Raw genomic sequence first — 23,028 nt, 5'->3', positions numbered from 1 at the left:
ATACTGTTTAGGAGACTAAAATGAAAAAAGTTGAACGGATTAATACAATTATGCGGTATATCAACAACCGCTCCCACTTTACAATTTCTGAAATCATACAAGAATTTAACATATCACGGTCGACAGCTATTAGAGACATTAGAGAAATTGAAGCTATGGGAATGCCACTTGTCACTGAAGTTGGGAGGACTGGGGGATATTTTGTTATGCACAACTCTATCCTGCCCGTTGTTCGCTTTACTGATAATGAAGTGAAAGCTCTTTTTATTGCCTTTATGGCTACGAGGAATCAACAACTTCCCTACCTAAAGAGTCGTCAATCTTTAGCCGAAAAACTACTAGGACTCATCTCAGAAACCCAGCAAGATGATCTCGTTCTTTTAAATCAACTCTTGCTTTTCCAAGGGACTAACCCTCATAATCCCGATCTACTTGAGCTTTCTGATCTCCCCCATCCTATGTTAGAAAAACTCATTCAAATCCTTCTTTTGGATAACCATTTATTGATTACTATGAAAGAAGATGAAGAAATCAAGTCTTATCCAATTTATCTATTGCACCTTTATCAAGAAAAAAGCCATTGGATCATTGAAGGGTTTGACTTAAAAAAAGAAAAGAAGATGATGTTTCCTGTCGATGATCTCATTAATATCGAACCATACACGACGAACAAAAGGCTAAATAAGAAAAAGATTTTAGAAAAACTAAGTAAGAAGGACGAAGCAATTAACCTTGTATTTGAACTTGGTCCGACAGCAATTGCCCAGTTCAAAAAATACCATCCTTTAAAAATTTCAATATCTTATACTAATCCTTACCAATCCACAGCCATTTTAAAAACTTTTATCAATATTAACAATCCCGATGAAGTGACGGAAATAATAAATTGGCTGCTTTTTCTAGGGAAGGATATTAAAATCAAAGAAATACCCGATGAAGTATTAGCAGATTTACAAAAACGAGTGTGCTTATACATCCCATAAGCAGTGAGCCTCAAATATTAAGCTTTATCACTGGATAATTATCCTATTTTTAAATACCATTTCATTTACTACAATGAGAGCATGATAAATAATAAAAGCACGGAAAATCTCCCGTGCTTTTCTAAATATATATTATTCCTGAAGGTTTCGTTTATCACGTTTCTTACCCTAACTGACGTTTAAATGCTTTACTGGCGAAAAAGTAAGAGATGACCATTATACCTACGCACCAAGCGAGCGCAATCCAAATATCGTTACCAACAGTTCCTTCATATAAAAGAGCACGAATCGCATTCACGATTGAAGTTACAGGCTGATTCTCCGCAAACACACGAACAATTTTTGGCATCGTTTCGGTAGGTACAAAGGCCGAACTAATAAATGGAAGAAAAACTAGCGGGTACGAGTAAGCAGTCGCCCCTTCCATAGACCTCGCTTTCAATCCTGGAATGATAGCTAGCCATGTTAGCGCCAGCGTAAACATCCCAAGTATCCCAGCTACCGCGAGCCAATCTAGAATATTAGCACTGGAACGAAAGCCCATTAAGAGTGCAACAAGAATAACCACCCCGATAGTAAGTACATTAGCAACTAGAGAGGTTAAAACGTGAGCCCACAATATGGATGAGCGCTTAATAGGCATCGTAATGAAACGTGCCATCAGCCCACTCTTTACATCCGTAAAGAGTCGCACGGAAGTGTAAGCTACACCGGATGCGATAGCCATTAGCAAAATTCCCGGCAATAAATAATTAACGTAGTTTTCCGTTCCAGTTTTTATTGCGCCGCCAAACACGTAGACAAATAATAGCATCATCATAATCGGTGTAATCGCTACTGTAATAATTGTATCCGGACTGCGCATAATGTTACGCATTAAACGACCTAGTAATACACCTGTTTTACTTTTCATTTACATCTCCTCCTTTTTGCCAATGATCGAAAGGAATATTTCTTCCAATGTCGGTTGCTTCTCGATATACTCCACTTTTGCTGGCGGGAACATCTCTTTTAGTTCAGCAAGAGTACCTGTCGTAATAATTTTTCCGCCATGCAAAATAGCGATACGGTCTGCCAGTTGTTCTGCTTCTTCCAAGTACTGAGTCGTAAGCAAAATCGTTGTGCCGCTACCGGCAAGTTCCTTGACTGTATCCCACACTTCGATTCGCGCTTCAGGATCAAGTCCAGTCGTTGGTTCGTCAAGAAAAATAACTGCTGGCGCCCCAATTAAACTCATCGCGACATCAAGCCGGCGCTTCATCCCGCCTGAATACTGATCTGCCCTTTGGTTTGCCGCATCAGTCAGGCTAAATCTTGCAAGTAGATTGTCAGCAACTTGAGCGGGATTGGAAACACCACGTAATTTGGCGATCACTATCAAGTTTTCCCTCCCTGTCAGCATACCGTCTAAAGCTGCGAACTGCCCTGTCAAACTGATACTTTGACGAACATGGTCTGGTTGACGCTGTACATCAAATCCGCAAATACTTACTTCACCGCTATCTTGCTTCATTAGCGTCGAAAGGATGTTAACCGTTGTCGTCTTTCCAGCTCCATTTGAGCCTAGCAGCGCGAAAATTTCTCCACGCTGCACCTCAAAATCTACCCCTTTTAAAACTTCCTTGTCTTTAAAGGATTTTTTCAAGCCTTTTACAGAAATCGCTGCATGACTCATACTTTTTTCCTCCCTATAAAAATGTTTTGCGAAGACTATTTATTTACCTCTATCTATTTAGTATCACTGATATTCTGTATTACTTAGTACCGAGTTAAAAATATAACTGAATAGCTATGATGGCAATTCATATGTGTAACCAGCTAATCAGTCGGTACTACTTATTCCATTTATTTTTTTCTCAATTTCTTCATAATACTTTCATTCAAATCTTCACGATACTTGGAGACGTAAGTTTTAGCATTTGCCACTAGTTCGTCAGCAAAGGAAGCCACGTCATCCCCAGTAATGTCAAGCACTTGTCTTCCTTCCGCTGCACCCGCTTCGAACAAATCGATTAATTCATACTGTATGTGTAACATATCCATCCCGTTACCCGCTGAAAAATTCCACATGTAGTTTTGAATTTTCTTAAATACAAATTGGTAGTCCTCTGGCAGAGCCTCAACTCGTGCCATCATCATTTTGTACTCTTTTTTATCACCAATTAACTTTTTGAACATTTCTAACATCTTATTTTCCTCCTTTTTTATAAAACCGAACAAGAAATTCTCAAAATATCGGCCGGAACATTTTATCTTATGAACCTATTTTGACTTCAAGACGTTAATTTTTGACGATACAAAATCCCATTTTTTCCAAAACAATTCAAGCTCCTGGCGGCCTTCTTCATTTAATGAATAAAACTTACGAGGCGGTCCCATATCTGATGGTTTCTTTTCAATATTCACAAGCTTTTTCTTCTCTAATCGTACGAGGATGGTATACACCGTACCTTCCACAACTTCGGTAAACCCAAGATCATTCAGGTGGCGGGTAATCTCATAGCCATACGTTTCACGGCGACTAATGATTTCCAGTACACACCCTTCCAGTGAACCTTTCAGCATTTCAGTTAAATTTTCCATGTCCTGATCCTCCTTTACCCCCTATTCTGTCTGACTTATATTCAGTATCACAGAGTACTAAGGCGAATTTTTTACTGAACAGTTTTTGTGAATCCGAACTATTCAGTATCACTTATTACATCTACATTGTATGACTAAGTAGTTATGGATGTCAACTTTATTTTCAAAAAAATTAAAAATCCGCTTTACCCTAACCGGATACAGCCTACTTTTTTTGTTGTAAGGACCATCACACTAGCAAAACAGAACTGATTCAAAGTGTAATTTAAATCAGCTCTGTTTTATTGTTTTTATACCGATATATCTTGTTTTTTCACGATACAAATTGTTTCTCACTACCATTCCCATTGTATATAAAGCATAAAGGCAAGTGCGGTCAGAGAAAATTTCCAGAGATTATCCGTACATGATACGAGCCCCTAAAATACAATTCTGTTAGAAATCTGTTCTCTATATTCTCTTTTATTTTATTTCTGATAGTTGATTAGCAACACTATCTAAAAATTTTTCTACCTTTTCTTTTGATGTATCCGGCGCATGATAACCGATCGTAAATGTAAGCCTTCCATTATAAGAGCTTGCTCCCATTGAAAAGAATGGTGCATACATAATAGGTGATGCCATATACCCGTCCTCAGCTTGAATTTGACCAAACTGAATAGGTTCCTCAGCAATCACTCCCAAATTTGTCAGTAATGGCAACGCCATCCCCATCTGTACAGCCTGTTCATATTGCTGATTATACATTTCCTTCACTGTAGATAGCTTCATTTCTGCCAGTAACTCCATTCCTGCTGCTGAAGAAAGACCTGGATTTTGAGACTTTATTTTATCCATTGATTGTTTAACTCGACCAAGAGTCTGCTTAAATGTTTCATCGTCTTCCATTTTAATCACTGGCATTTCCATACCGGATAAGTTGCAAATAGCACCAGTTGTATTATTAGGCAGATATCGACGTAAATCAATTGTCAAACCAATCATTTTTTCTGCAGTGCGAGGTTCTGCATACACAGTGAAATGTGATAAAACTCGGAAGTAAGCAGTCATGATTACATCATTCAAGGTAACCTGTTGTGCTTTTGTCCATTGGGTTAAACGTAGAGTTTGCTTATGGCTCAATCGCCGTACGGACATTTGGGGAAATTTATTTTTGTTAGGTTGAGATGGAAAAGACCATAACGATGCCTGTTGTTCTTGGTTAGGACGATACGCACTTTTTATGTCCGATATTCCAGCGTATTTGAATACATGTGATTGATCTCGACAACTCTCATTTCCCTCATCAAATGCCTTTATAATTTGCTTCTTAGACCGTCCCAATGAAAGGTGAGTATATATTGTTCCAAGCAATTTTATATATTCCTTGACTCCTGCACCATCTGAACATAGATGAGACAATTTCACAACTAACATATCTATTGTAGTGCCCCGTAATAATTTCGTTTGAACCATAGGCCCCTGAATACGATCACCAGGTTCCTTAATAAAATCTATTGCCATTATTTCAAGTTCTTGATTATTTCCTTCTGCAAAAAAGCAAATAGATGAGTTAGTGTCAGATGAATGTTCCTCCCAGTAAGGAATATCATTTTCTACAAACCGGCTGTTCAAAACTGGTTGCAATTGCAACGTTATCCTTACTGATTCTTCAAGTATTTCCTTGGATATACCTACAGGAAAATAAAGAACTGCATTAATTTGTTGATCTGCAGAATAAAGACCTAATACATAATTCATTCGATCTTGTGGTGTTACTGAATACTTTCTTTTCTCCATAATTCCGTCCCCCTTTAGGACTTTTTGTATAACCCTATTTTCCATATGCTTGTAATTTTTCTTCAAGAGCTAATAACGCTTATTTTTCGAATTTTTAACGAAATCATCTTCTCCGTATTGGTTTCATTCTTTTTACAGGTGATATATTCATTATTTTATTGTTATCAACACTGCCTAACCTTACAATAAAACCAAACAAAAATAAATTAAGTTTGCATATACATAAACATTTTATTATAACGTCTACAAATTATCAATACAGCAAATAAATCATTTTTATGTCTGTCAATAAAAAACAATATATTCAAGGTCCACTTCATAATAAAAGATTGATGTGCATGTAAATGTACCCATATCACTTTCAAAATAAGAATGAGAATTTTTTCAACAAAAATAAGATGCAGTTATTGATTTTACAGTAAAAAAAGCCCCTCCATTTTGAAAATGCGCAATCAAAATGAGTAGGGCTATTTCCAGTTTAAATTTTATAAAAGAATGATTATCATAAATAATATTTTACTTTTTAGTCTACCTTATTATTTTCAATCCATTTTCCTAATAAATGAATGGATTTTATTCCTATAATTTGAGGTGGTATCGTTGGTTTTTAAAAATAGAAAGCTTATTTTCAAATCAAATGAAAAAGAGGTAAAATTATAGATATTCATGTAGAAATTTCGTTTTGGGGATACTTAAAATCTTAAGGTGATGGGCATGTGGTGTTATACTTTAAAAGCTCTATAAATTTTATAGATATAGCGATTTTCTTTATTAATAATCATTTGTATGTGCGTTTACTCACACACATACAAATGATTTATAAAGCCACAATTAAGTGAAAACATCTTTTCCGTTACGATAACATCATAGCCATGTCTTCTGCTGCATTTGTAATTAGTTTTAAACCAAATGTTTCTTGTAATACATCAAGCACGCCAGGTGAAATAAATTCAGGAGCCTTTGGACCGATGCGAATATCTTGAATTCCAAGACTAAATAGCCCGAGTAAAATGGCAACCGCTTTTTGTTCAAACCATGATAGCACAATACTTACTGGCAATTCATTCACTTCACATTGGAAAGCATCAGCTAATGCAGCTGCTATTTTCACTGTAGAAATGGAATTATTACATTGTCCTAAGTCGATGTAGCGCGGAATCTCGGTACCAGGTACAACACCGTAATCCACATCATTAAAGCGGAATTTCCCGCAAGAAGTTGTTAAAATAACTGTTTCTGGCGGAAGTAACGTTGCTAATTCACGATAATATTCTCCGCCTTTTCCCGGTGCATCACAACCGGCGATAACAAAGAAACGCTTTATCTTCCCCTCTTTTACTGCATTAATAATTTCCGGAGCTAATGATAATACTGTATTATGATGAAACCCTGTTACTAACTGTTCATCCGACTCCATATGTACTTCTGAAAGTTCTAGTGCTTTTTGAATCAATGGTGTAAAATCATCATTTTCAATTTTTTGTACACCCTCTAAACCTGCAATGTCATATGAAAAGAATCGATCAGAGTATGATCCTTTAATTGGCATAACACAGTTCGTTGTAGCTAATATGGCACCAGTAAATTTTTCAAAAAGGCGTCTTTGATCATACCATGCCTTACCGATGTTTCCTTTTAAATGTTTATATTTTTTCAGTTGCGGGTATCCGTGTGCTGGTAGCATTTCAGAATGCGTATAAATATTAATGTCTTTTCCTTCTGTTTGCTTTAATAGTTCTTCTAATGCAAATAAATTATGGCCCGTAACTACAATTGCTTTACCTTCTACACGATTTTGTGTAATTTGTACAGGTTCTGGCACACCAAAATGATTCGTATGTGCCTCATCTAATAATTCCATCACCCGTAAAGCTGATTTCCCCACTTTCATAGCCATATCAATATGCTCTTGTTCGTTAAAATTAGAATTTGTTAATGTCATATATAAAGCTTCTTGTGTTGTAGCATCTACAAATCCATCCGTATACCCTAGCTGAGCAGCATGTGTGCGATAAGCTGCAATTCCTTTTAGCCCAAACACAATCGTATCTTGTAGACTCGCAATCGTTTCATTCTTGCCACAAACACCCATTACTTTACATCCGCCTGTTGGCGTTTGTTCACATTGATAACAAAACATATCATCCCACCCTCTCCCAATCATTCATTACACCTTAAGCATAATACCCATTGAAAAAAAGTGATGTGATATCAATCACAATAATATATAAAGATTTGTGACAGTTCATATTGTTGACATAATACTTTTATTGACATCCCAAAAATATACATTAGTGTGCACACATCTTTCGATACTTTTAAATAGCTAAATAATTAATTTGGAGAAATATATACAACAAAAAAATTTTTTTGAATCCCTTATACAAATAATTGCAATTCATCTCATATGAAAATAGCGTATTTTTTATTTTAAGGAACTATCATTTTTTTATTAAAGCCTTCATTGTAAACCTCTTTATTTACAATACATTTACACTATCTTAACATTACTTACATTATTTATATGATATATTTATATAGAAGCTACTTAAGAAATTTCATATACATTTTATCTTTATGATCTCTAATCTAATCAATAAAAAGATCATGTTATATTTTTATAACAGGGGTGAATTACGATGACTGAAACTTTAAAAACACTTATAATGCTTGATGCTACTTACGTTGTTATTGCAATTATGACAGTACTAGTATTTGTATACTTGGAATTAAAATCTCAGTAATATATGCTGACGTAATCGACAGATTCAGCATTTAAATATAGTTAGAAGAAAGAAAGGAGAAAATTATTTCTCCTTTCTTTTGTATTTCTACAATTTCTTATTTTAATAAATCCAATGTATGTAAAAGTAATCCCTTGTCTCCTACTTCTCCATGACCAGGTACTACCGAATTTATATTTCCATATCGCTTCAGCACATTCTCAATCGATGTAGACCATTCATTTACATACGCATCCGCAACATTTCCTAAACCTTTAGCTTCCGCAGATTTTACTAAACAGCCTCCAGCTAAAATTTGATATTGTGGCAACCAAACAACAATATTATCTTCTGTATGTCCTTTCCCTGGATAGAACGTTTCTACTTTTGTATTGCCAAACTTCAAACTCGTAATTATTTGTAAATCTCCAAGCGGCTCTTCATATCCACTGTTCTTTGCTAGTTCTGCGGTTAATGCTGTACTATGCGCTTTAATTCCTCTTTCTTTCAACGTTTTTATTCCGCCAATTCGATCAGCGTGCGCATGTGTAATAATGACATCCGTTATGCGCTTCTGAAATTTCTTTTCTACCATTTCTATTAGTTCCTTCGTTAATTTGTTATCCCAAGAAGAATCAACAAGCACTAGTCCTTTAGCAGTATTAAGAACTAGACCGTTCGAAGGAACTGCTTCTCCATTAAAATAACCTAACTCCGTATGAACCCATACATTCTTGTTTAACTGAGATATTGAAATGGTTCCCGTCTCATTTTTTATTACTGTTTTCTCTACCTTTTGTGATGCTTGTACAGAAGAAATTGTGCTAACAAATTGAATTGTTCCTAGTAAACCTACACATAATCCTACTTTTAACAACGTATTCTTTTTCATGTTATCAACCCTTTCTTTCAAGCTAAATAGTTATTACCTATATTAGACAATTTATCTCAAATGTTTGTTCCATCTTCATTTGCATACTTTTATGTAATTAACAAAAAAGCGTACAAAATTTTGTACGCTTTAAAACTTAATCTTTCATTCCATAATTCTCAAACTCTTCCTCATTCCCATAAAATACATTCAAATCAATATACTTTTCTTTTCCATTATAACCGCTTAATCTCCCGCGGTTCGTGTATTGCCAAAACGTCCATTTTCTCTCATCAGATAAACTCGGGTTTGTAAGAACACTACGAATCCATATATTACATTTTGGATACGCATCCTTTATATATAAATCATACGCCTCTTGCGTTGCATACAATATTACTTTCTTATCGTAATGTTTTTCTAGCATTTCAATCATGACCGCCAACTCTTTCGTAACATCTTCACGCTTAGGCGAATTATCTTTTTTGTTAGCGTAAAACTCAACATCAATCACGGGTGGCAGTGCTTGTTTATATTTTGGAACAGTTCGTATAAATTGCTCTGCTTGTGTTTTACCCTTACTATCGAAACTAAAAAAATGATACGCTCCGATGCGCATATCTGTCTTATTCGCATTCCTCCAATTTTTCGAAAAGTACTCATCCACAAACGAACTTCCTTCAGTCGCCTTTATAAACGCAAACTTCATATTTTGCTTTTCCAACTCTCTCCAATCTATATCCCCTTGATACGATGCGACATCTACACCTTTTATTTCATACTTATCAGCACTTATTTGATTCGGAATGAATATGCCTTGAAAAACTAAGTAAACGACAACACTTATTACACTAATTAAAGTAAAGATTCCTCCTATAATAAGCTTCTTTTTCATTCATATCACCCATCTTTACAAATTAAAATTCTACTTACCATTCGCGCTTTTTATTAATTTTCATTTTTTCTTCAAACGCCTTCTCTAAATCAATATTTAATTTATTTGCTAAATCACATACATTCCAAATTACATCAAACATTTCTAAACCGATTTCTCTTTTCGCATCTTGTATTGTATCACGCTTTAATATGACTTCCGCTAATTCACCTAATTCCGCCATCGTATATATCGTACGCTCTTCAATTGTTGTATCTTGAAATCCTTTTTCTTTACTGAAATTTGATACATACCTCTGAAACTCCACAATATTCATACTTAATCTCCCCTCATTACCAATACTCCATTTTTCTATTACACTTAAAACTAAAATTATATTTTGTTAAATTATAACATTCGGACTATAATTTATTTATAGCCCATTAACGGAGGTGTTTGCAATGACTCTCTTCGCTTCCCCATCATTATTCATAGTGGCAATCCTTTCATTTGCACTAGCTTATTTCATTGGAGTAAAGCAGTACACTTGGCTCTTATCAGGATTCAACGAACGCCGCGTGCCTGATAAAGTGAAACTATCAAAAATAGTAGGTCTTTATAATTTAATTGCTGGTGTCATTGCGACAATCGGTAGTGTCTTCACTACGCCTAATGTCACAATCGTTATTCCTATCACTCTAATTGGACACTTTATAATCGCGGCTTATGTAAATACACGCATGGTGCAGTAAAAAAGATCACCCAAATGGATGATCTTTTTTATAATTTATCAACATATTGCTTCGCTTCTAGTAAGGAAAAACCAAAAGCTTCTCTTACTCTCTTAACTGCTGTAATTTTTTTGCCTTCTTCTACAAGCTGGCGTAGTTCTTTATTAATTTCAGGTTCTCTTTCTATAATTCCCATTTCTTTCGTAATTAATTGTAATCTATCTTCAATTCTCTTTAAACGCGCATCATTTTTCTTTTCAATTGTAGTTAATTTTTCAGCGATATAAATGAAACCAAAGGCTACTATCAGTATAACCATCCAGAATTCCATGAATGTTCCCCCTTACTAACTTTCATTTGCTTTATCCCACTAACTTATGTAAATTTTACCACATTAAACATTTAATGTATAATATCACTATATCAAACTGTTAATAAAACCTATTATTTTAGGGGGACACTTTATGAAAAGATTTTTAAATACGTTACTTCAATTTGTAGTTCTTTCAATCGTGCTACATTTGTTATTTGATATAGTTGGTTGGCTTGTTTTCAATGCACCAATTAAAAACAAACAAATCATCATTTCTTTAATAACAATCTCATGGGTTATGTACATGTACCGAGACAAATTTTTTCAAAAGTTCACTTCAAACTAACTAAAAAAGAAAACACTTCATTGGTGAATGACGAAGTGTTTTCTTTTTTTTACTACTGTATAATAAAAATACTACTCTGTCTTTAAAGAAAGGAGTCACCATGAACTTAAAAAGTAGCAATATATACGAGAAAATGAACCAATATTCCGTTGCAGGTTTAAGCCTCGCTGTTATATGTAATGGCAAACTAGATGAAGCGACTGCCTTTGGAACACTTGAAGCTGGAACAACTAGAGCTGTTACTACAAATTCTCTCTTTAATTCTTGTTCTATCAGCAAATTCATCACTACAATGCTCGTACTAATGTTATCAGATCAAGAAATCTTGCATTTAGACGAAGACGTAAATGATAAACTCACATCTTGGAACATTCCTACTAATCTATTTACTTCACAAAAAAGCATCACTTTGAGAAACTTATTAAGCCATCAATCTGGACTCATTGATCCACCTAATAGTTTTGAACATTATACACCTGCAAAAGGCTTACCTAATATGTCTGAGCTCCTTTCCGGTAAAACACTATATTGCCCCGTACCTATAGAGGTAACTTATAAACCAGAAAGTGAATTTCACTACTCAGACGCAAACTTTTGTATAATCGAACTACTACTAGAAGATATTACAGGAAGATCATTTAGTCAGTTATTAGAAGAACACATCTTCCAGCCATTACAAATGAAAAATAGTACACTTTTTTCTCCAAAAGACATAGATAAAACCGATGTTTTTGCTTGCGGACATAATAAAGATAGAACTGTAACAAATGAGAAGTATCCATTTTATCCATTCGCAGCTGCTTCAGGTATTTGGACAACACCAACTGACTTATCAGCTTTAGTTATTGAAATCATTCATTCCTTACAAGGAAAGGGCAAACTAAAACTTTCTCAAAAATTAGTAATAGACATGATTTCTCCTCAAGGTTGCTCAAAATGGACTGGATTAGGTGTTTTTCTAGATGATTCTAATGAAGAATTACAGATTTATTCACTCGGATGGGGCGTTGGATTTCAATGTATGATGGTTTGTTATCCATACTGCGGGAATGGTGCTGTTATTATGACCAATTCCGATTTAGGTGTTCATCAAATGGAAGGGATCATTGGTGAGGTTGTAAAAACGTTACCCTTATAATGAAAATAAAAAAGCTGTTCCTTCCAGCTTCTTTATCTATATAACATTTTTCGCAACAATTTTTATATGTTCTGGTGCGATAATCTCCGTTATACTTTCTTGGAAATCTTCCCGCAACATTTCTTCCAAATGTTCTAACTGCACTTCAACATGAGTGCATTCTAAATTATGTATATTTAACAGTGCATAATGATCTTTCTTCTTAATTACTAAATATTGATTTTCCTCTGTCACAAGTACAGAACCTAATCGGACTCCTAGTAAGCGTTGATCATCAAACTTCATAATTACTTCTCCTTTCTGCTTTAAAAATGTAATGACTACAAAAACCAATTTAAGGAAATAAATCCTATATTGACTATATCACACTTTAGTAAAATATAAATATCATATTTCCTTTTACTAAAAACCCCCTATTCTTTCATATATTTCGATACAAAAAACTTTCTCAACATAAAATTAGAATTTTCAGTTTTTATTCTTATGAAAATCAATTATAATAAAGTTAATAAATGTTTGACCTCTCCTAATTCATGTACATATGGATGATCAGTAGTCGCTGCTACTGATCTATTTTTTTGATTTCAGAAAGCAAATATGCTGCATCCTTTCCTACACCACAAATAAGTGCAGAACCCCTTTGAGACTGCCACGGCAATCCGATATAATACAATCCTTTTACTGGACTTATTCCCTTTATATGATTAGGAAATCCTTTCTCATTCACTGCTTGTTCAATTTCAATCCAATTATAATTTTGAACAAAACCAGTTGACCATATAACGCTTTCTGCACTATATGTTTCACCGTTCTGAAACATAATTTTATTTTCTGATGCACTTACTACTTTTTCCTGTAGTTGTATTGCTCCATTACGAATGAGTTCCTTACCTTCAAATCCAAAAATAGGATCCTTTCTCTTTTGAAACCATTTCCCCCTCTTTGTATTTACTTCGGCGTACAATAAACCCAATTCTTCTAACCAATTGAAAATACTTTTTCTAAAAAGATGTAACGGTAAATACGTTAAAGGATGACTAATAGACATTGTAACTTCATGAGTCTTTGCAAGTTCTACTACAATTTGCATTCCCGAATTCCCTCCACCTACTACTAGTACTTTTCCCTTAGGAATTTGTGATGGTGATTTATATTGTGATGAATGTATTTGATAAACATGCGATGAAAGATGTTGTGAAAATGAGGGGATGTACGGTTGCTGAAAACCACCTGATGCGATAATAACTTTTTTCGATTGTAAAATTTCTGTAGGAGTGTGCAATTCAAATATTTCTTCCTCCTTTCTTATTTTTATAACTTCCGTTTGCAATTGTACCGGTAATTGAAAATGTCTTGCATATTCTTCTAAATAAGTTGCAATTTCATCTTTATATGGAAATTCATTTTTTTCACCTATTAACGCCATACCCGGCAAGCTACTGTAAGACCTTGGGGTAAAAAGCTGCAAAGAATCATATCGATTTCTCCATGAATCACCAACTCGTTTTCCTGCCTCAAGTAATAAAAAATTATACCCTTTTTGCTTCAAGTAATATCCCATTGTTAATCCAGCTTGACCCGCCCCAATAATAATTAGATCTTTCATTCTAATCCCTCCTCTTCTTAAACGTATGAATACTTGTTCATATATTCATACGTTTCCGTAATCATAACATTTTCTTTTTATATGATTCAATATCTACTCAAAATAAAAAAGAGCAGTTCACTGCTCTTTGAACTACTCTTCATTCCATTTCTACAATTTTTCCTCGTATAGTGTAATTCTATTTGAAAACGGATCAATTACAGTTAATTCAATTGTACCCCAAGGTGTTTTTTCTATATTCGGCTTCGAATAAGCATATTCTTTACTTAATACTACAGAATGATAATCCTTTACATCATCTATTTTGATCCGAATCGCACCACCTGGTGAGGCATCACCATGATGTTCTGATAAATGTATCACAGCATCCTGTAACGAAATTTGCAAATATAATGGCATATTTTCCTCATACCGATGTTCCCAATCCAGTTTAAATCCTAAAAAACCTAAGTAAAATAGTTTTGCTTTTTCAATATCAAAAATTCTAAATATAGGTGTTATCATTTATACTCTCCTCCTATTTATAAACATCTGCTGCCAATTCTCTCAAAACTTCCACGTTTACTACTTCAAAACAACCATCATTCTTCTTTATTATCTCTTTATCACAAAAAACATTTAATGTGCGCAACAAATGCCGATAGCTCGTTCCTAACAATTCCGCTGTTTCCGTTAAATTCCCACTAAATACAATTCTATTTTCATGCTGAACTGCTCGTTCCCCTGCTGCTAACATGTAACTCGCTAGTCTATTTTCAAGTGGATACAATAAATTAATTGTACTGTTTTTGGAAAGTCGGTTTAATTTATGTGCTAATGATCCGCAAATACATCTTAAAAATTTCGCATCATGAAATAGCTTATTTCTCACTTTTCCTAAAGGTAACCCCACACAATACGAATCTGCCATCACTTGTACGTTTGAAGTGATTCTTTGAGAATGAATTAACTCCACATCTCCAAGTAACTGCAAACTATCGTAAAAACATAATAATACCGATTTTCCGTTACTTAATGTGTTAAACGCTTTCGCTTTTCCTTCAACAAAGAAATATAAATAATCTATCTCTTCATTTTCTCTACAAATAAACTCATTCTTCTTAAAAAATATAAGCTCCATATATGGTTTCATATTATTAGTAAAAAATGAATCAATGTTATTTTGCTTTATATACTCTGCCAATTTAATTGAGTTACATATTTTCTTCATAGTCCCCCACCTTTACAACTCATCCCCATTGTAATCAAAATTTTCTTCTTCCACTATGACATATGTCATAACAATACACAATTTCAGCATGATACAGTCATTACAAATATGAAATATAAAGGGGATATTACATTGTATAACTTTCTTTCTGTCTTTATTGGTGTGCTCATCGCCGTTATGCTTCCATTGAATGGAATTTTATCCGAGTTAATTGGGAAGTATACAGCCAGTGTTGTCATTCACCTTGTCGGTTTAATTGCAGTTATTTTCGTTTTAATCTTAAACAAACATAAAATTCATTTCGATAAAGGTATTTCACTTTTTTTATATAGCGCTGGAGCGATTGGAGTATTCACTGTTCTTTTTAACAATATAAGTTTCTCCGTCCTTGGTGCCTCTATTACGATCGCATTAAGTTTACTCGGTCAATCCATTGCTTCCATCGTTATTGATCATTTCGGTTTATTAGGAATGAAAGTTGCAAAGTTTGAAAAGAAAAAACTAGTTGGATTATGTTTCATCTCTTCTGGAATTATAATCATGACAATTTATTAATGGGGGCAAGAAAATGTTATATATTACGATCGCTATTTTAGCTGGTGTTTCTATCGTTGTTGCTAGAATTATTAACGCGAATTTAGCAAAGGAAATTGGAAACTGGGAAGGCACGTTTTTCAATTATATTACTGGATTATTTTTCTCTATGTTATTTTTAATTTTCAGTTCAGATTCATTGTATATCCCTATTCATAAGTTGCAATCTATTCCTATCGCCGTATACTTAGGCGGATTAGTAGGAGTTATCGTTATTTCATTATCCAACTATATTACTCCTAAAATATCAGCCTTTTATTTAACATTACTCATCTTTATCGGACAATTATTTGCGGGGACTATTATTGATTTCTTCCTGACAAATGAACTCTCAATTGGTAAAGTTATCGGTGGCATTTTCGTATTAATTGGGCTCACTTACAATTTACTCATAGATCGCCCGATAAAAACTGTGAAGCATAACCAAGTTCAACTATAATACTTTACGCTTACCTATCATATATTAATAGAAAAGCTCTTCACACGAAGTAATAGAGAGGAGAAAATCCTATTAAAAAAATTATTTTATTGCTAGGTAGCATATTAATTATTTCTGGAATTGCATGGTTTATAAACTCGGGAAAATCTATTCAAGATCTCTATACTGCAAATAAACCGAAAAAGAAAGCTACTATTATTTCAAGCTCGCGAGATCCAAATGAGCCCCCTGTTTTTTTAGGAAAACAGGAAATAAAAGATATACATGTAGAATCAATTAAAACAAAACAGGATATCTTTCTCACAAAAACAGATGAATTAAAAACGTTTATTAACAGTATGAATACCGCAAAAAAAGGTAAATTAACATTAGATGAAGAAGGATCAGACTTAATAGATTGTGATATGTGGATTACTTTCGAGGATGGAACTTATAAAAAATATTTCATATGGGTAGTTGATCATCACAGCAGCGAAGTGATGATTGCTCAGCAAGATACTCCTGATGATGTAAACCTTACGTACTATCAGTTAAACGAAGATAGTTCAAAAAAAGTTTATAATTTATTTAAAAAAATTTTTTAAACGAAAAAGTCATGAGCACGTAAGCTCATGACTTTTTGCATTATATATATTCAGGGAACACTTTACATCCCTTTTCCTGTTCTATATCATGACCAAAGAAAATAATTGGCTTCTCTTTCATCACAACTTCTTTTAAACGTTTAATTGAAGATAAAGCTAATTCCGAATCAAATCCCGCGAACGGCACTTCATCTTCAAAATTTTCTTTCGTATAAGATGCATCAATCGTTAATAATACAGGACCGGATTTTTCTGTCTCAATTAATAGCGACTGATGGCCTGGAGAATGACCTGGCGTATACAATAATTGAACACCTGGTACCACTTCATAATCCCCTTCAATAATTTTATAGTTCAAATGCGGTAATATACATTCTTTCATATATTCTTCTCTATGAAGTGCTGCCTCATATTCCGTTCGTTGCACAATAATCGGTGTATTTGTAAAAGCACCGTTTCCTCCTGCATGATCAAAATGTAAGTGAGAACTAATAATATATAAAAGGTCGTCCGGCTCATACCCTACACGCTTTAATATATTCACGATTCTATCTTCTTCAGTCATTTTCGGTAAAATCTGTCCTTCAACAAATGTACCGTTAAAAAGCCCTTCATTATTAACTGCACTTTCTGGCATACCTGTATCTACTAAAATAGGCCCCTCTTCTGTCTCCAAAAGATAACACCATACAGGTAAGTTCAATAAATTCCCCGGCGCGAGTGTACTATTAACAGAAGAATGATCTAACATACAACGACCTGCTGGGATGAAATAAAGTTTCTTTACTGTCATTATGTATCCACCTTTACATTTAGTTTTGGATAAAGTAATACAGTAAAAAATTCTTCTTTTTAGAAATAAACTCCTTCTAGACTATCAGTACAGCTTACATAAAAATGAAACATTAACACCGATTAACGCTGAAAACTTAAAGAAAGCACATGCACTACTTGAAAGCGGGCACACCATTGGAAAAATCGTATTAGAGAAATTTTAATCATGATAGTGACAGATAGTATGTAAAATTATATTAACGATTTTTCGAATATATCTATCATAACGTACAATATATCAACGATTTTTCAAATATATCTATCACAAATCAAATTATATCAACGATTCGTCAAGGTATATCGATTTATCGACAAATAGCAACAATAAGAAAAGGCTGTTCCAGATGAACAGCCTTTTCTTTATTTACTTGAAATCTCTTTATTATTTTGAACGTCTAACGGAGCTCGCTTCCCTATTCCGAAAGCATAGAAACTAATTGTAACGATAGCTAAGAAAACAATACCTACAACTAGTGAAATGCGCGTATCGTCGTTAAACCACATACCGATTAATACCATAATTAAAAAGGCAATTGTTAAATAGTTTGTTACAGGAGCAAATGGCATTTTGAACGGATGATCTTTCATCTCTGCTCCCTTTTCTTTTCTAAAATTAATTTGACTAATTAAAATGACAAACCATGGTACCATACCAGGGAGTACACTCGCGCTATATACATATACGAATAAATTTTTCGGTGCGATGTAACTTAAAACAACACCAACCGCCAGACCGATAATTACGCCAACTGTACCGAATAAAGGTACACCATTTCCAGAAAGTTTCGTGAAATATTTCGGTGCTTGTCCATTTACACCTAACGTATAAAGCATACGTCCAGCACTATAAATACCACTATTACAACCAGACATTGCCGCTGTAATTACAACGAAGTTAATAAGTCCAGCTGCTGCCGTAATACCAACTTTCGCAAAAGTCGCTACGAACGGGCTACCAATTGTACTTAATTGATCCCACGGATATACAGTTACAATAACAAAAATAGCACCAATATAGAATATTAAAATACGCCAAATTGTACTTTGAATCGCTCTTGTAAGTGTCTTCTTCGGATTTTTCGCTTCGCCAGCAGTAATTCCGATTAATTCCACACCTTGATACGCTCCAACTACAAGTGATAATGCAAAGAAGAATCCTGAAAAACCACCTGTAAAGAAACCGCCATTTGACCAAAGATTAGATATGCCAATCGCTTCTCCACCGTTACCAATTCCAAAGAAAATAAGACCAAATCCCGCAATAATCATTAATAGAATCGTAACGATTTTAATCATCGCAAACCAAAATTCAAATTCACCAAATGACTTAACAGAAATTAAGTTAGCTGCGCCAAGAATGACCATTGCGATTATACCTGGTATCCAAGCTGGTAAGTCCGGGAACCAATATTGCATATACGCTCCAACCGCGATAATTTCTGACATCCCAACAATAACCCACTGGAACCAGTTACTCCAAGCTGTCATATAACCAGCTAGCGGATGAATATACTTATGACCGAACGTCGCAAATGAGCCTGTACTTGGCTCCATATACAACATTTCTCCCATGGCACGCATGATGAAGAAGATGAAAATACCTGCAATTGCATAAGCAAGCATTACTGACGGACCTGTCCATTTAATTGTGCTGGCTGACCCCATAAACAAACCAACACCAATCGTTCCGCCTAAAGCAATCATTTGAATATGACGTGCTTCTAAACCTCTTTTCAATTCTTTGTTTGCCACTTCACTTCCCCCTCTTAGATGATTCATAGCCGCATTTAAAACAAGATGCTTTCCCCTAATTCCTTTCGGCCCTGAAAATGATGAAGCAAACGTCATTTTACACTAGCTTTAAAGCTATCCTAAAATCGTTTTGCGCTCCTAATAAAATTCTCAAAACCTTTCATCTTCCAATATTCTATAAATCTTAAAATTACTTACCTTATATTAATTCATTAATCTGAAAAATTCAATTATTTTTTCAATAAATTATTATACATAAGTCTGATTAATTTTTAACTAAATTAACAATAAAATACATCTATTCAATATGATTCCGGCATGTATATTATTACAATATAAATAACAGAGGAGAGCATTTCTTCCTCGGTTTCATATGTCAAATACTTCAACCTTTATAGTTGATAACGTAATTTCCCACACATTCGATTTATATACCAATGAGAAATTTAATATATTAATAAACTACTAACTTCTTTACCCCAGCCAAAATATAAAAGAGTCTCATTAAAAAATGAGACTCTTTTACAATTTCATATTTAAATCGATTTCGAAGTTTGCTTACCAAAGATAAATATCCTAGTAAACACTGCCATTATAACTACAATAACTAGAAAATAAAGTGGCATCACCAGTAACGAGCCCGTATGCAATTGACTCATTCCCCAAATTGTCATCGTTACAATTACATAGTATCCTAAGCTAAACAACGCTCCAGCTGTACCAATGACATCTTGAAAATCTACTAACGCTAAACTTAAACAATTAGGTAACGCTACTCCAATTCCTAATAGCAATATAAACATCGCTATTAAAAATCCAATCATATATATTATGTTTTGGTTTGATCCCAATGCTGTAATAACAGTTAAAAGGATAGCTCCCACTGTCATTACAAGACAACCAATATATATAATTTTCTCTGGTCTATACGTGGCAAGCAATCGTTTTGAAACTTTCGCCCCAATAATAGAAGCAGACGCAACAACAATTCCTAGAAATCCATACATACTAGGCGATAATTGAAAGTATTCAATAAAGATAAACGGCGCTTCTGCATAATAGCTAAATAAAACACCATTTGCTCCTCCAATTAATAGCCCATATGTTACTACTTTCGGATTTGTAATTAGCCTCTTCAAGACTGAAAACACATTTATTTTATTCGTTACTGATCCCGTCTTTGTTTCGGGAAGAGAAACAAACGTATACAGAAAAATTCCGACACTCATAACTACTAAACTTAAAAATACTATTTTAAAACCAAACATTTGATCAAGAAAGCCCCCAATTAACGGTCCTATCGCTGGTGTAAAAGCAATGACTGCCGAGATTTGAGCAAACATAACATGCCGCTTATGCCCTTCTACACTTTCCCGAAGAATCGTTTGTGTAACCACGGATCCTGCACTTGCTCCAAACGCTTGAATAAAACGACTTACCAATAAAACTTCAATGGAATTTGCAATATAGCATAAGAAACTCCCAGCGCCATATATTACAATTCCAAATAACATTGCTGGGCGACGGCCAATTATATCTGATAGCCATCCAATAAAAAATACACCTAAAGCAAATCCAGCAAAATACACACTAAGCGTTAACTGCACCTCATTATTACTTACATGTAACGCCTTTGAAATGTCCGGTAAAGACGGTGTGTAAATCGTTTCACTAATTTGCGGAAATGCGACAAGAACAATCATTAACAAAAGTGATGGTACTGAGACTTTTTTCATTTTTCATACCCTCCTATAACTTTGAAAATCCCAGAAATAAAAAGACTTTCCTTAGCTACGGAACAGGAGGGGCCATTATAGAAATCCGGTCATAAAACAACAAAGAAAACACCTCAATTACGTATGTTAATACTTATAGGAGGGTAATATTAACATCGATTTTTAAATATACTTTTTCAATTATATTACATATTACTTTTATTTTTCTAGTATTAACGTTCAAATGTTCTTTTTATATTAGTGAACAACTAATACAAGCCATAGAAGATAACTACTTGATATAACCACCTTATTATGGAATAATTAGAAATAGTTTGAATCTATAAACCTAATTATAAAATGATATACTCATATATTCCTAATGTCATAAAGCTGAACAAGTAGGAGGACTTTCGTAATGATTGAAATTTTAAGGACAGTAGTAAACTTTCTAATTTCTCTATTCTCAGGAGAATTACCATTTGTATATTATGTATGGATTATTACCCTATTCCTAATTCAAATAACCCAATCTACTCTAAACTATAAACTCTTTAACAAGAAAGACAATTTCAGCACTTATATATCGGAAGGATTACTTGCTTTTATTATTTTATTGTTTGGAGGAATATTAGTATCTAAGTTACTTGCTTACATAATAGACGATCCTACTATTAGTATGACGAATTTAACACATTATTTTGTTTCTCTTATCATATTAACTATATTTGTCGTAATAACCTGTGTTAAAGACTTTATAGAGACATCTATAAAGAATAAAAATATATCTCTTTTGAGCTTTTTAGTAATTTCCTTCATAACAAGTATACTTTCATTCAAGTTTTTATCACCTTTAATTGAAGGTTCTTTTTCTCTTTCTAAATCTTTTATCACCACTTTAATCATTCTTGTAACTATATCAATCCCTCTATTAATTTCCTTAGAGGATAAGTATGCAGACGAAAAGGAAACGGAAAATTTATAGTTTCTCATTTACATAAAAGAAAGAGGAAGCTCCCCTCTTTCTTTTAAATCATCCCTTTTAATATCAATCCTAAAACTGACATTATTATCGCACTAATAATAATTCGCAAAATCCAAGTAGTGTTTGTACTTATTTTTTCTAATTGCTTATTGATTGTTGCTATATCTTTCTCATTAATAGTAGTACGCGTTTCTAAATTTCGAATGTCTCTCATCATTTCTTTTTGCTCCGCCTTGAGACTGTCAATTTTAGCGTAAACATCTTCCATATATTCACACCCTCTGTTCATCTTAATAGAAAAATCTATATATATTATGAGACAACCCTCTTACCTGTGAATACATTGCGTATATCCGCGTACCAAATTTTTTGTACAATCTAATTGAATTACTCACATGTTTCCATTCTTCTATTTATAAATTAGCGTTAAGATAGATTAAAATTTAAAAAGGGACCCCTTGCTTATTTAACAACAAACAAAGTGCAATCCTACATTCGGGAGCACATACGATAATTTCTATTGTTTTCATCACCATTTTCATATTTACAACGCAATATAAATCCACTTTTTGAACTGTTTAAAGTATACTAATATGAATATGAAATAGCTGTATTGATAAACTCTCTAGAACAATAAATATACTGGCTGAAACGGATCTATATCCAATATTTTTTCCAGTAACATGAATGGTTATTTCTGATAAATACGTTTGTATATCATTGTTTTCAAAAATTTCATCCTCAACCTTTACAATATCTGCTTCACAATCTACTTCTTTAAAAGTTTTCAATAATTTTGTTTCCAATAAACTACAATCAAAATTCTCATCTTTTATTACGGCAAATTTAACCTTCATATCGATTTCCCCATTTTTAACAAACTAAAATCATTAAATCAATATAAATATATATTATCCTATTAAATAATTCAAAATATACGCTTCTTATGTACATTATTAAAAATCAGT

Annotated in this window: 27 protein-coding genes; 8 read left to right on the top strand and 19 right to left on the bottom strand. The window is 33.7% G+C overall.

Annotated features, from left to right (window positions below; genetic code table 11):
* Positions 1-20 precede the first annotated feature (20 nt).
* Positions 21-983, top strand: coding sequence for a helix-turn-helix transcriptional regulator (locus MRP26_RS17905; RefSeq protein WP_182813195.1), 963 nt, complete (start codon positions 21-23; stop codon positions 981-983).
* Between the two features lie 163 nt (positions 984-1,146).
* Here the strand turns inward: MRP26_RS17905 and MRP26_RS17900 are convergent, their stop codons facing one another.
* The 9 genes from MRP26_RS17900 to MRP26_RS17860 form a co-directional block, all read right to left on the bottom strand.
* Positions 1,147-1,896 (bottom strand): ABC transporter permease, encoded by a 750-nt coding sequence (locus tag MRP26_RS17900; protein WP_098678165.1) that lies wholly within the window; start codon positions 1,894-1,896, stop codon positions 1,147-1,149.
* On the bottom strand, positions 1,897-2,658 hold the full coding sequence (locus tag MRP26_RS17895) for an ABC transporter ATP-binding protein (RefSeq protein WP_098678166.1): 762 nt from the start codon (positions 2,656-2,658) through the stop codon (positions 1,897-1,899).
* 170 nt (positions 2,659-2,828) lie between these two features.
* Positions 2,829-3,170, bottom strand: coding sequence for a DUF1048 domain-containing protein (locus tag MRP26_RS17890; protein WP_000891986.1), 342 nt, complete (start codon positions 3,168-3,170; stop codon positions 2,829-2,831).
* A 75-nt stretch (positions 3,171-3,245) separates the two neighbouring features.
* Positions 3,246-3,566, bottom strand: coding sequence for a PadR family transcriptional regulator (locus MRP26_RS17885; RefSeq protein WP_000429488.1), 321 nt, complete (start codon positions 3,564-3,566; stop codon positions 3,246-3,248).
* Positions 3,567-4,028: 462 nt separating this feature from the next.
* Complete coding sequence (locus MRP26_RS17880) at positions 4,029-5,345, bottom strand: condensation domain-containing protein (protein WP_197241924.1); 1,317 nt, start codon at positions 5,343-5,345, stop codon at positions 4,029-4,031.
* Between the two features lie 853 nt (positions 5,346-6,198).
* The gene (gene hcp / locus MRP26_RS17875; RefSeq protein WP_242806500.1) at positions 6,199-7,485 is read right to left on the bottom strand and encodes a hydroxylamine reductase; all 1,287 of its coding nucleotides are present in this window, start codon (positions 7,483-7,485) and stop codon (positions 6,199-6,201) included.
* Between the two features lie 701 nt (positions 7,486-8,186).
* A complete protein-coding gene (bla2, locus tag MRP26_RS17870; protein ID WP_197241925.1) occupies positions 8,187-8,960 on the bottom strand; it encodes a BcII family subclass B1 metallo-beta-lactamase in 774 nt (257 codons plus the stop codon).
* Between the two features lie 136 nt (positions 8,961-9,096).
* Positions 9,097-9,834: a glycoside hydrolase family 25 protein gene (locus MRP26_RS17865; RefSeq protein ID WP_197241927.1), complete on the bottom strand. Its 738-nt coding sequence runs from the start codon at positions 9,832-9,834 to the stop codon at positions 9,097-9,099.
* A 34-nt stretch (positions 9,835-9,868) separates the two neighbouring features.
* A complete protein-coding gene (locus MRP26_RS17860) occupies positions 9,869-10,150 on the bottom strand; it encodes a MazG nucleotide pyrophosphohydrolase domain-containing protein (RefSeq protein ID WP_071731223.1) in 282 nt (93 codons plus the stop codon).
* 124 nt (positions 10,151-10,274) lie between these two features.
* Between MRP26_RS17860 and MRP26_RS17855 the strand changes: the two genes are divergently transcribed.
* Positions 10,275-10,565 (top strand): DUF3784 domain-containing protein, encoded by a 291-nt coding sequence (locus MRP26_RS17855; protein WP_071731224.1) that lies wholly within the window; start codon positions 10,275-10,277, stop codon positions 10,563-10,565.
* Positions 10,566-10,593: 28 nt separating this feature from the next.
* On the opposite strand, the gene MRP26_RS17850 is transcribed toward MRP26_RS17855, so the two are convergent.
* Entirely contained in the window at positions 10,594-10,875 is a 282-nt protein-coding gene (locus MRP26_RS17850; protein ID WP_000397721.1) for a hypothetical protein, read from the bottom strand.
* 133 nt (positions 10,876-11,008) lie between these two features.
* On the opposite strand from MRP26_RS17850, the gene MRP26_RS17845 reads away from it, so the two are divergent.
* Together MRP26_RS17845 and MRP26_RS17840 are read left to right on the top strand one after the other, a co-directional pair.
* Positions 11,009-11,203 (top strand): hypothetical protein, encoded by a 195-nt coding sequence (locus MRP26_RS17845; RefSeq protein WP_000819660.1) that lies wholly within the window; start codon positions 11,009-11,011, stop codon positions 11,201-11,203.
* A gap of 100 nt (positions 11,204-11,303) precedes the next feature.
* The gene (locus MRP26_RS17840) at positions 11,304-12,341 is read left to right on the top strand and encodes a serine hydrolase domain-containing protein (RefSeq protein ID WP_001050187.1); all 1,038 of its coding nucleotides are present in this window, start codon (positions 11,304-11,306) and stop codon (positions 12,339-12,341) included.
* Positions 12,342-12,377: 36 nt separating this feature from the next.
* On the opposite strand, the gene MRP26_RS17835 is transcribed toward MRP26_RS17840, so the two are convergent.
* The 4 genes from MRP26_RS17835 to MRP26_RS17820 all read right to left on the bottom strand — a co-directional run bounded on the left by MRP26_RS17835 (position 12,378) and on the right by MRP26_RS17820 (position 15,157).
* Positions 12,378-12,626, bottom strand: coding sequence for a hypothetical protein (locus MRP26_RS17835; protein WP_000666948.1), 249 nt, complete (start codon positions 12,624-12,626; stop codon positions 12,378-12,380).
* 277 nt (positions 12,627-12,903) lie between these two features.
* A complete protein-coding gene (locus MRP26_RS17830) occupies positions 12,904-13,947 on the bottom strand; it encodes a flavin-containing monooxygenase (RefSeq protein ID WP_242806498.1) in 1,044 nt (347 codons plus the stop codon).
* A gap of 150 nt (positions 13,948-14,097) precedes the next feature.
* Positions 14,098-14,451, bottom strand: coding sequence for a glyoxalase superfamily protein (locus MRP26_RS17825; protein ID WP_000632406.1), 354 nt, complete (start codon positions 14,449-14,451; stop codon positions 14,098-14,100).
* A 13-nt stretch (positions 14,452-14,464) separates the two neighbouring features.
* Complete coding sequence (locus tag MRP26_RS17820; RefSeq protein WP_000717647.1) at positions 14,465-15,157, bottom strand: cyclic nucleotide-binding domain-containing protein; 693 nt, start codon at positions 15,155-15,157, stop codon at positions 14,465-14,467.
* Between the two features lie 108 nt (positions 15,158-15,265).
* Between MRP26_RS17820 and MRP26_RS17815 the strand changes: the two genes are divergently transcribed.
* From MRP26_RS17815 to MRP26_RS17805, 3 genes are all read left to right on the top strand, one after another.
* Complete coding sequence (locus MRP26_RS17815) at positions 15,266-15,712, top strand: DMT family transporter (protein WP_140155581.1); 447 nt, start codon at positions 15,266-15,268, stop codon at positions 15,710-15,712.
* 13 nt (positions 15,713-15,725) lie between these two features.
* Positions 15,726-16,190, top strand: coding sequence for a DMT family transporter (locus MRP26_RS17810; protein WP_000965811.1), 465 nt, complete (start codon positions 15,726-15,728; stop codon positions 16,188-16,190).
* Between the two features lie 89 nt (positions 16,191-16,279).
* Positions 16,280-16,774, top strand: a complete 495-nt coding sequence (locus tag MRP26_RS17805) for a hypothetical protein (RefSeq protein WP_000901530.1) — start codon at positions 16,280-16,282, stop codon at positions 16,772-16,774.
* Between the two features lie 40 nt (positions 16,775-16,814).
* On the opposite strand, the gene aiiA is transcribed toward MRP26_RS17805, so the two are convergent.
* The 3 genes from aiiA to MRP26_RS17790 form a co-directional block, all read right to left on the bottom strand.
* Entirely contained in the window at positions 16,815-17,567 is a 753-nt protein-coding gene (gene aiiA, locus MRP26_RS17800) for a quorum-quenching N-acyl homoserine lactonase AiiA (RefSeq protein WP_000216591.1), read from the bottom strand.
* Positions 17,568-17,968: 401 nt separating this feature from the next.
* Entirely contained in the window at positions 17,969-19,360 is a 1,392-nt protein-coding gene (locus tag MRP26_RS17795) for an amino acid permease (protein ID WP_140155582.1), read from the bottom strand.
* Between the two features lie 536 nt (positions 19,361-19,896).
* Positions 19,897-21,096, bottom strand: a complete 1,200-nt coding sequence (locus MRP26_RS17790) for a multidrug effflux MFS transporter (protein ID WP_182813184.1) — start codon at positions 21,094-21,096, stop codon at positions 19,897-19,899.
* A 397-nt stretch (positions 21,097-21,493) separates the two neighbouring features.
* On the opposite strand from MRP26_RS17790, the gene MRP26_RS17785 reads away from it, so the two are divergent.
* Positions 21,494-22,060 (top strand): DUF5823 family protein, encoded by a 567-nt coding sequence (locus MRP26_RS17785; protein WP_088024304.1) that lies wholly within the window; start codon positions 21,494-21,496, stop codon positions 22,058-22,060.
* A 43-nt stretch (positions 22,061-22,103) separates the two neighbouring features.
* Here the strand turns inward: MRP26_RS17785 and MRP26_RS17780 are convergent, their stop codons facing one another.
* Positions 22,104-22,328 carry a hemolysin XhlA family protein gene (locus MRP26_RS17780; RefSeq protein WP_000390469.1) on the bottom strand — a complete coding sequence of 75 codons (225 nt, stop codon included), beginning with the start codon at positions 22,326-22,328 and terminating at the stop codon, positions 22,104-22,106.
* A 310-nt stretch (positions 22,329-22,638) separates the two neighbouring features.
* Complete coding sequence (locus tag MRP26_RS17775; RefSeq protein WP_088024301.1) at positions 22,639-22,917, bottom strand: hypothetical protein; 279 nt, start codon at positions 22,915-22,917, stop codon at positions 22,639-22,641.
* Between the last annotated feature and the right edge of the window lie 111 nt (positions 22,918-23,028).

The organism is Bacillus sp. CCB-MMP212 (assembly GCF_022748145.1).
Classification (GTDB): Bacteria; Bacillota; Bacilli; order Bacillales; family Bacillaceae_G; genus Bacillus_A; species Bacillus_A cereus.
Note: the sequence above shows the minus strand (reverse complement) of the source record. Positions and strands in the feature narration are given on the sequence as shown.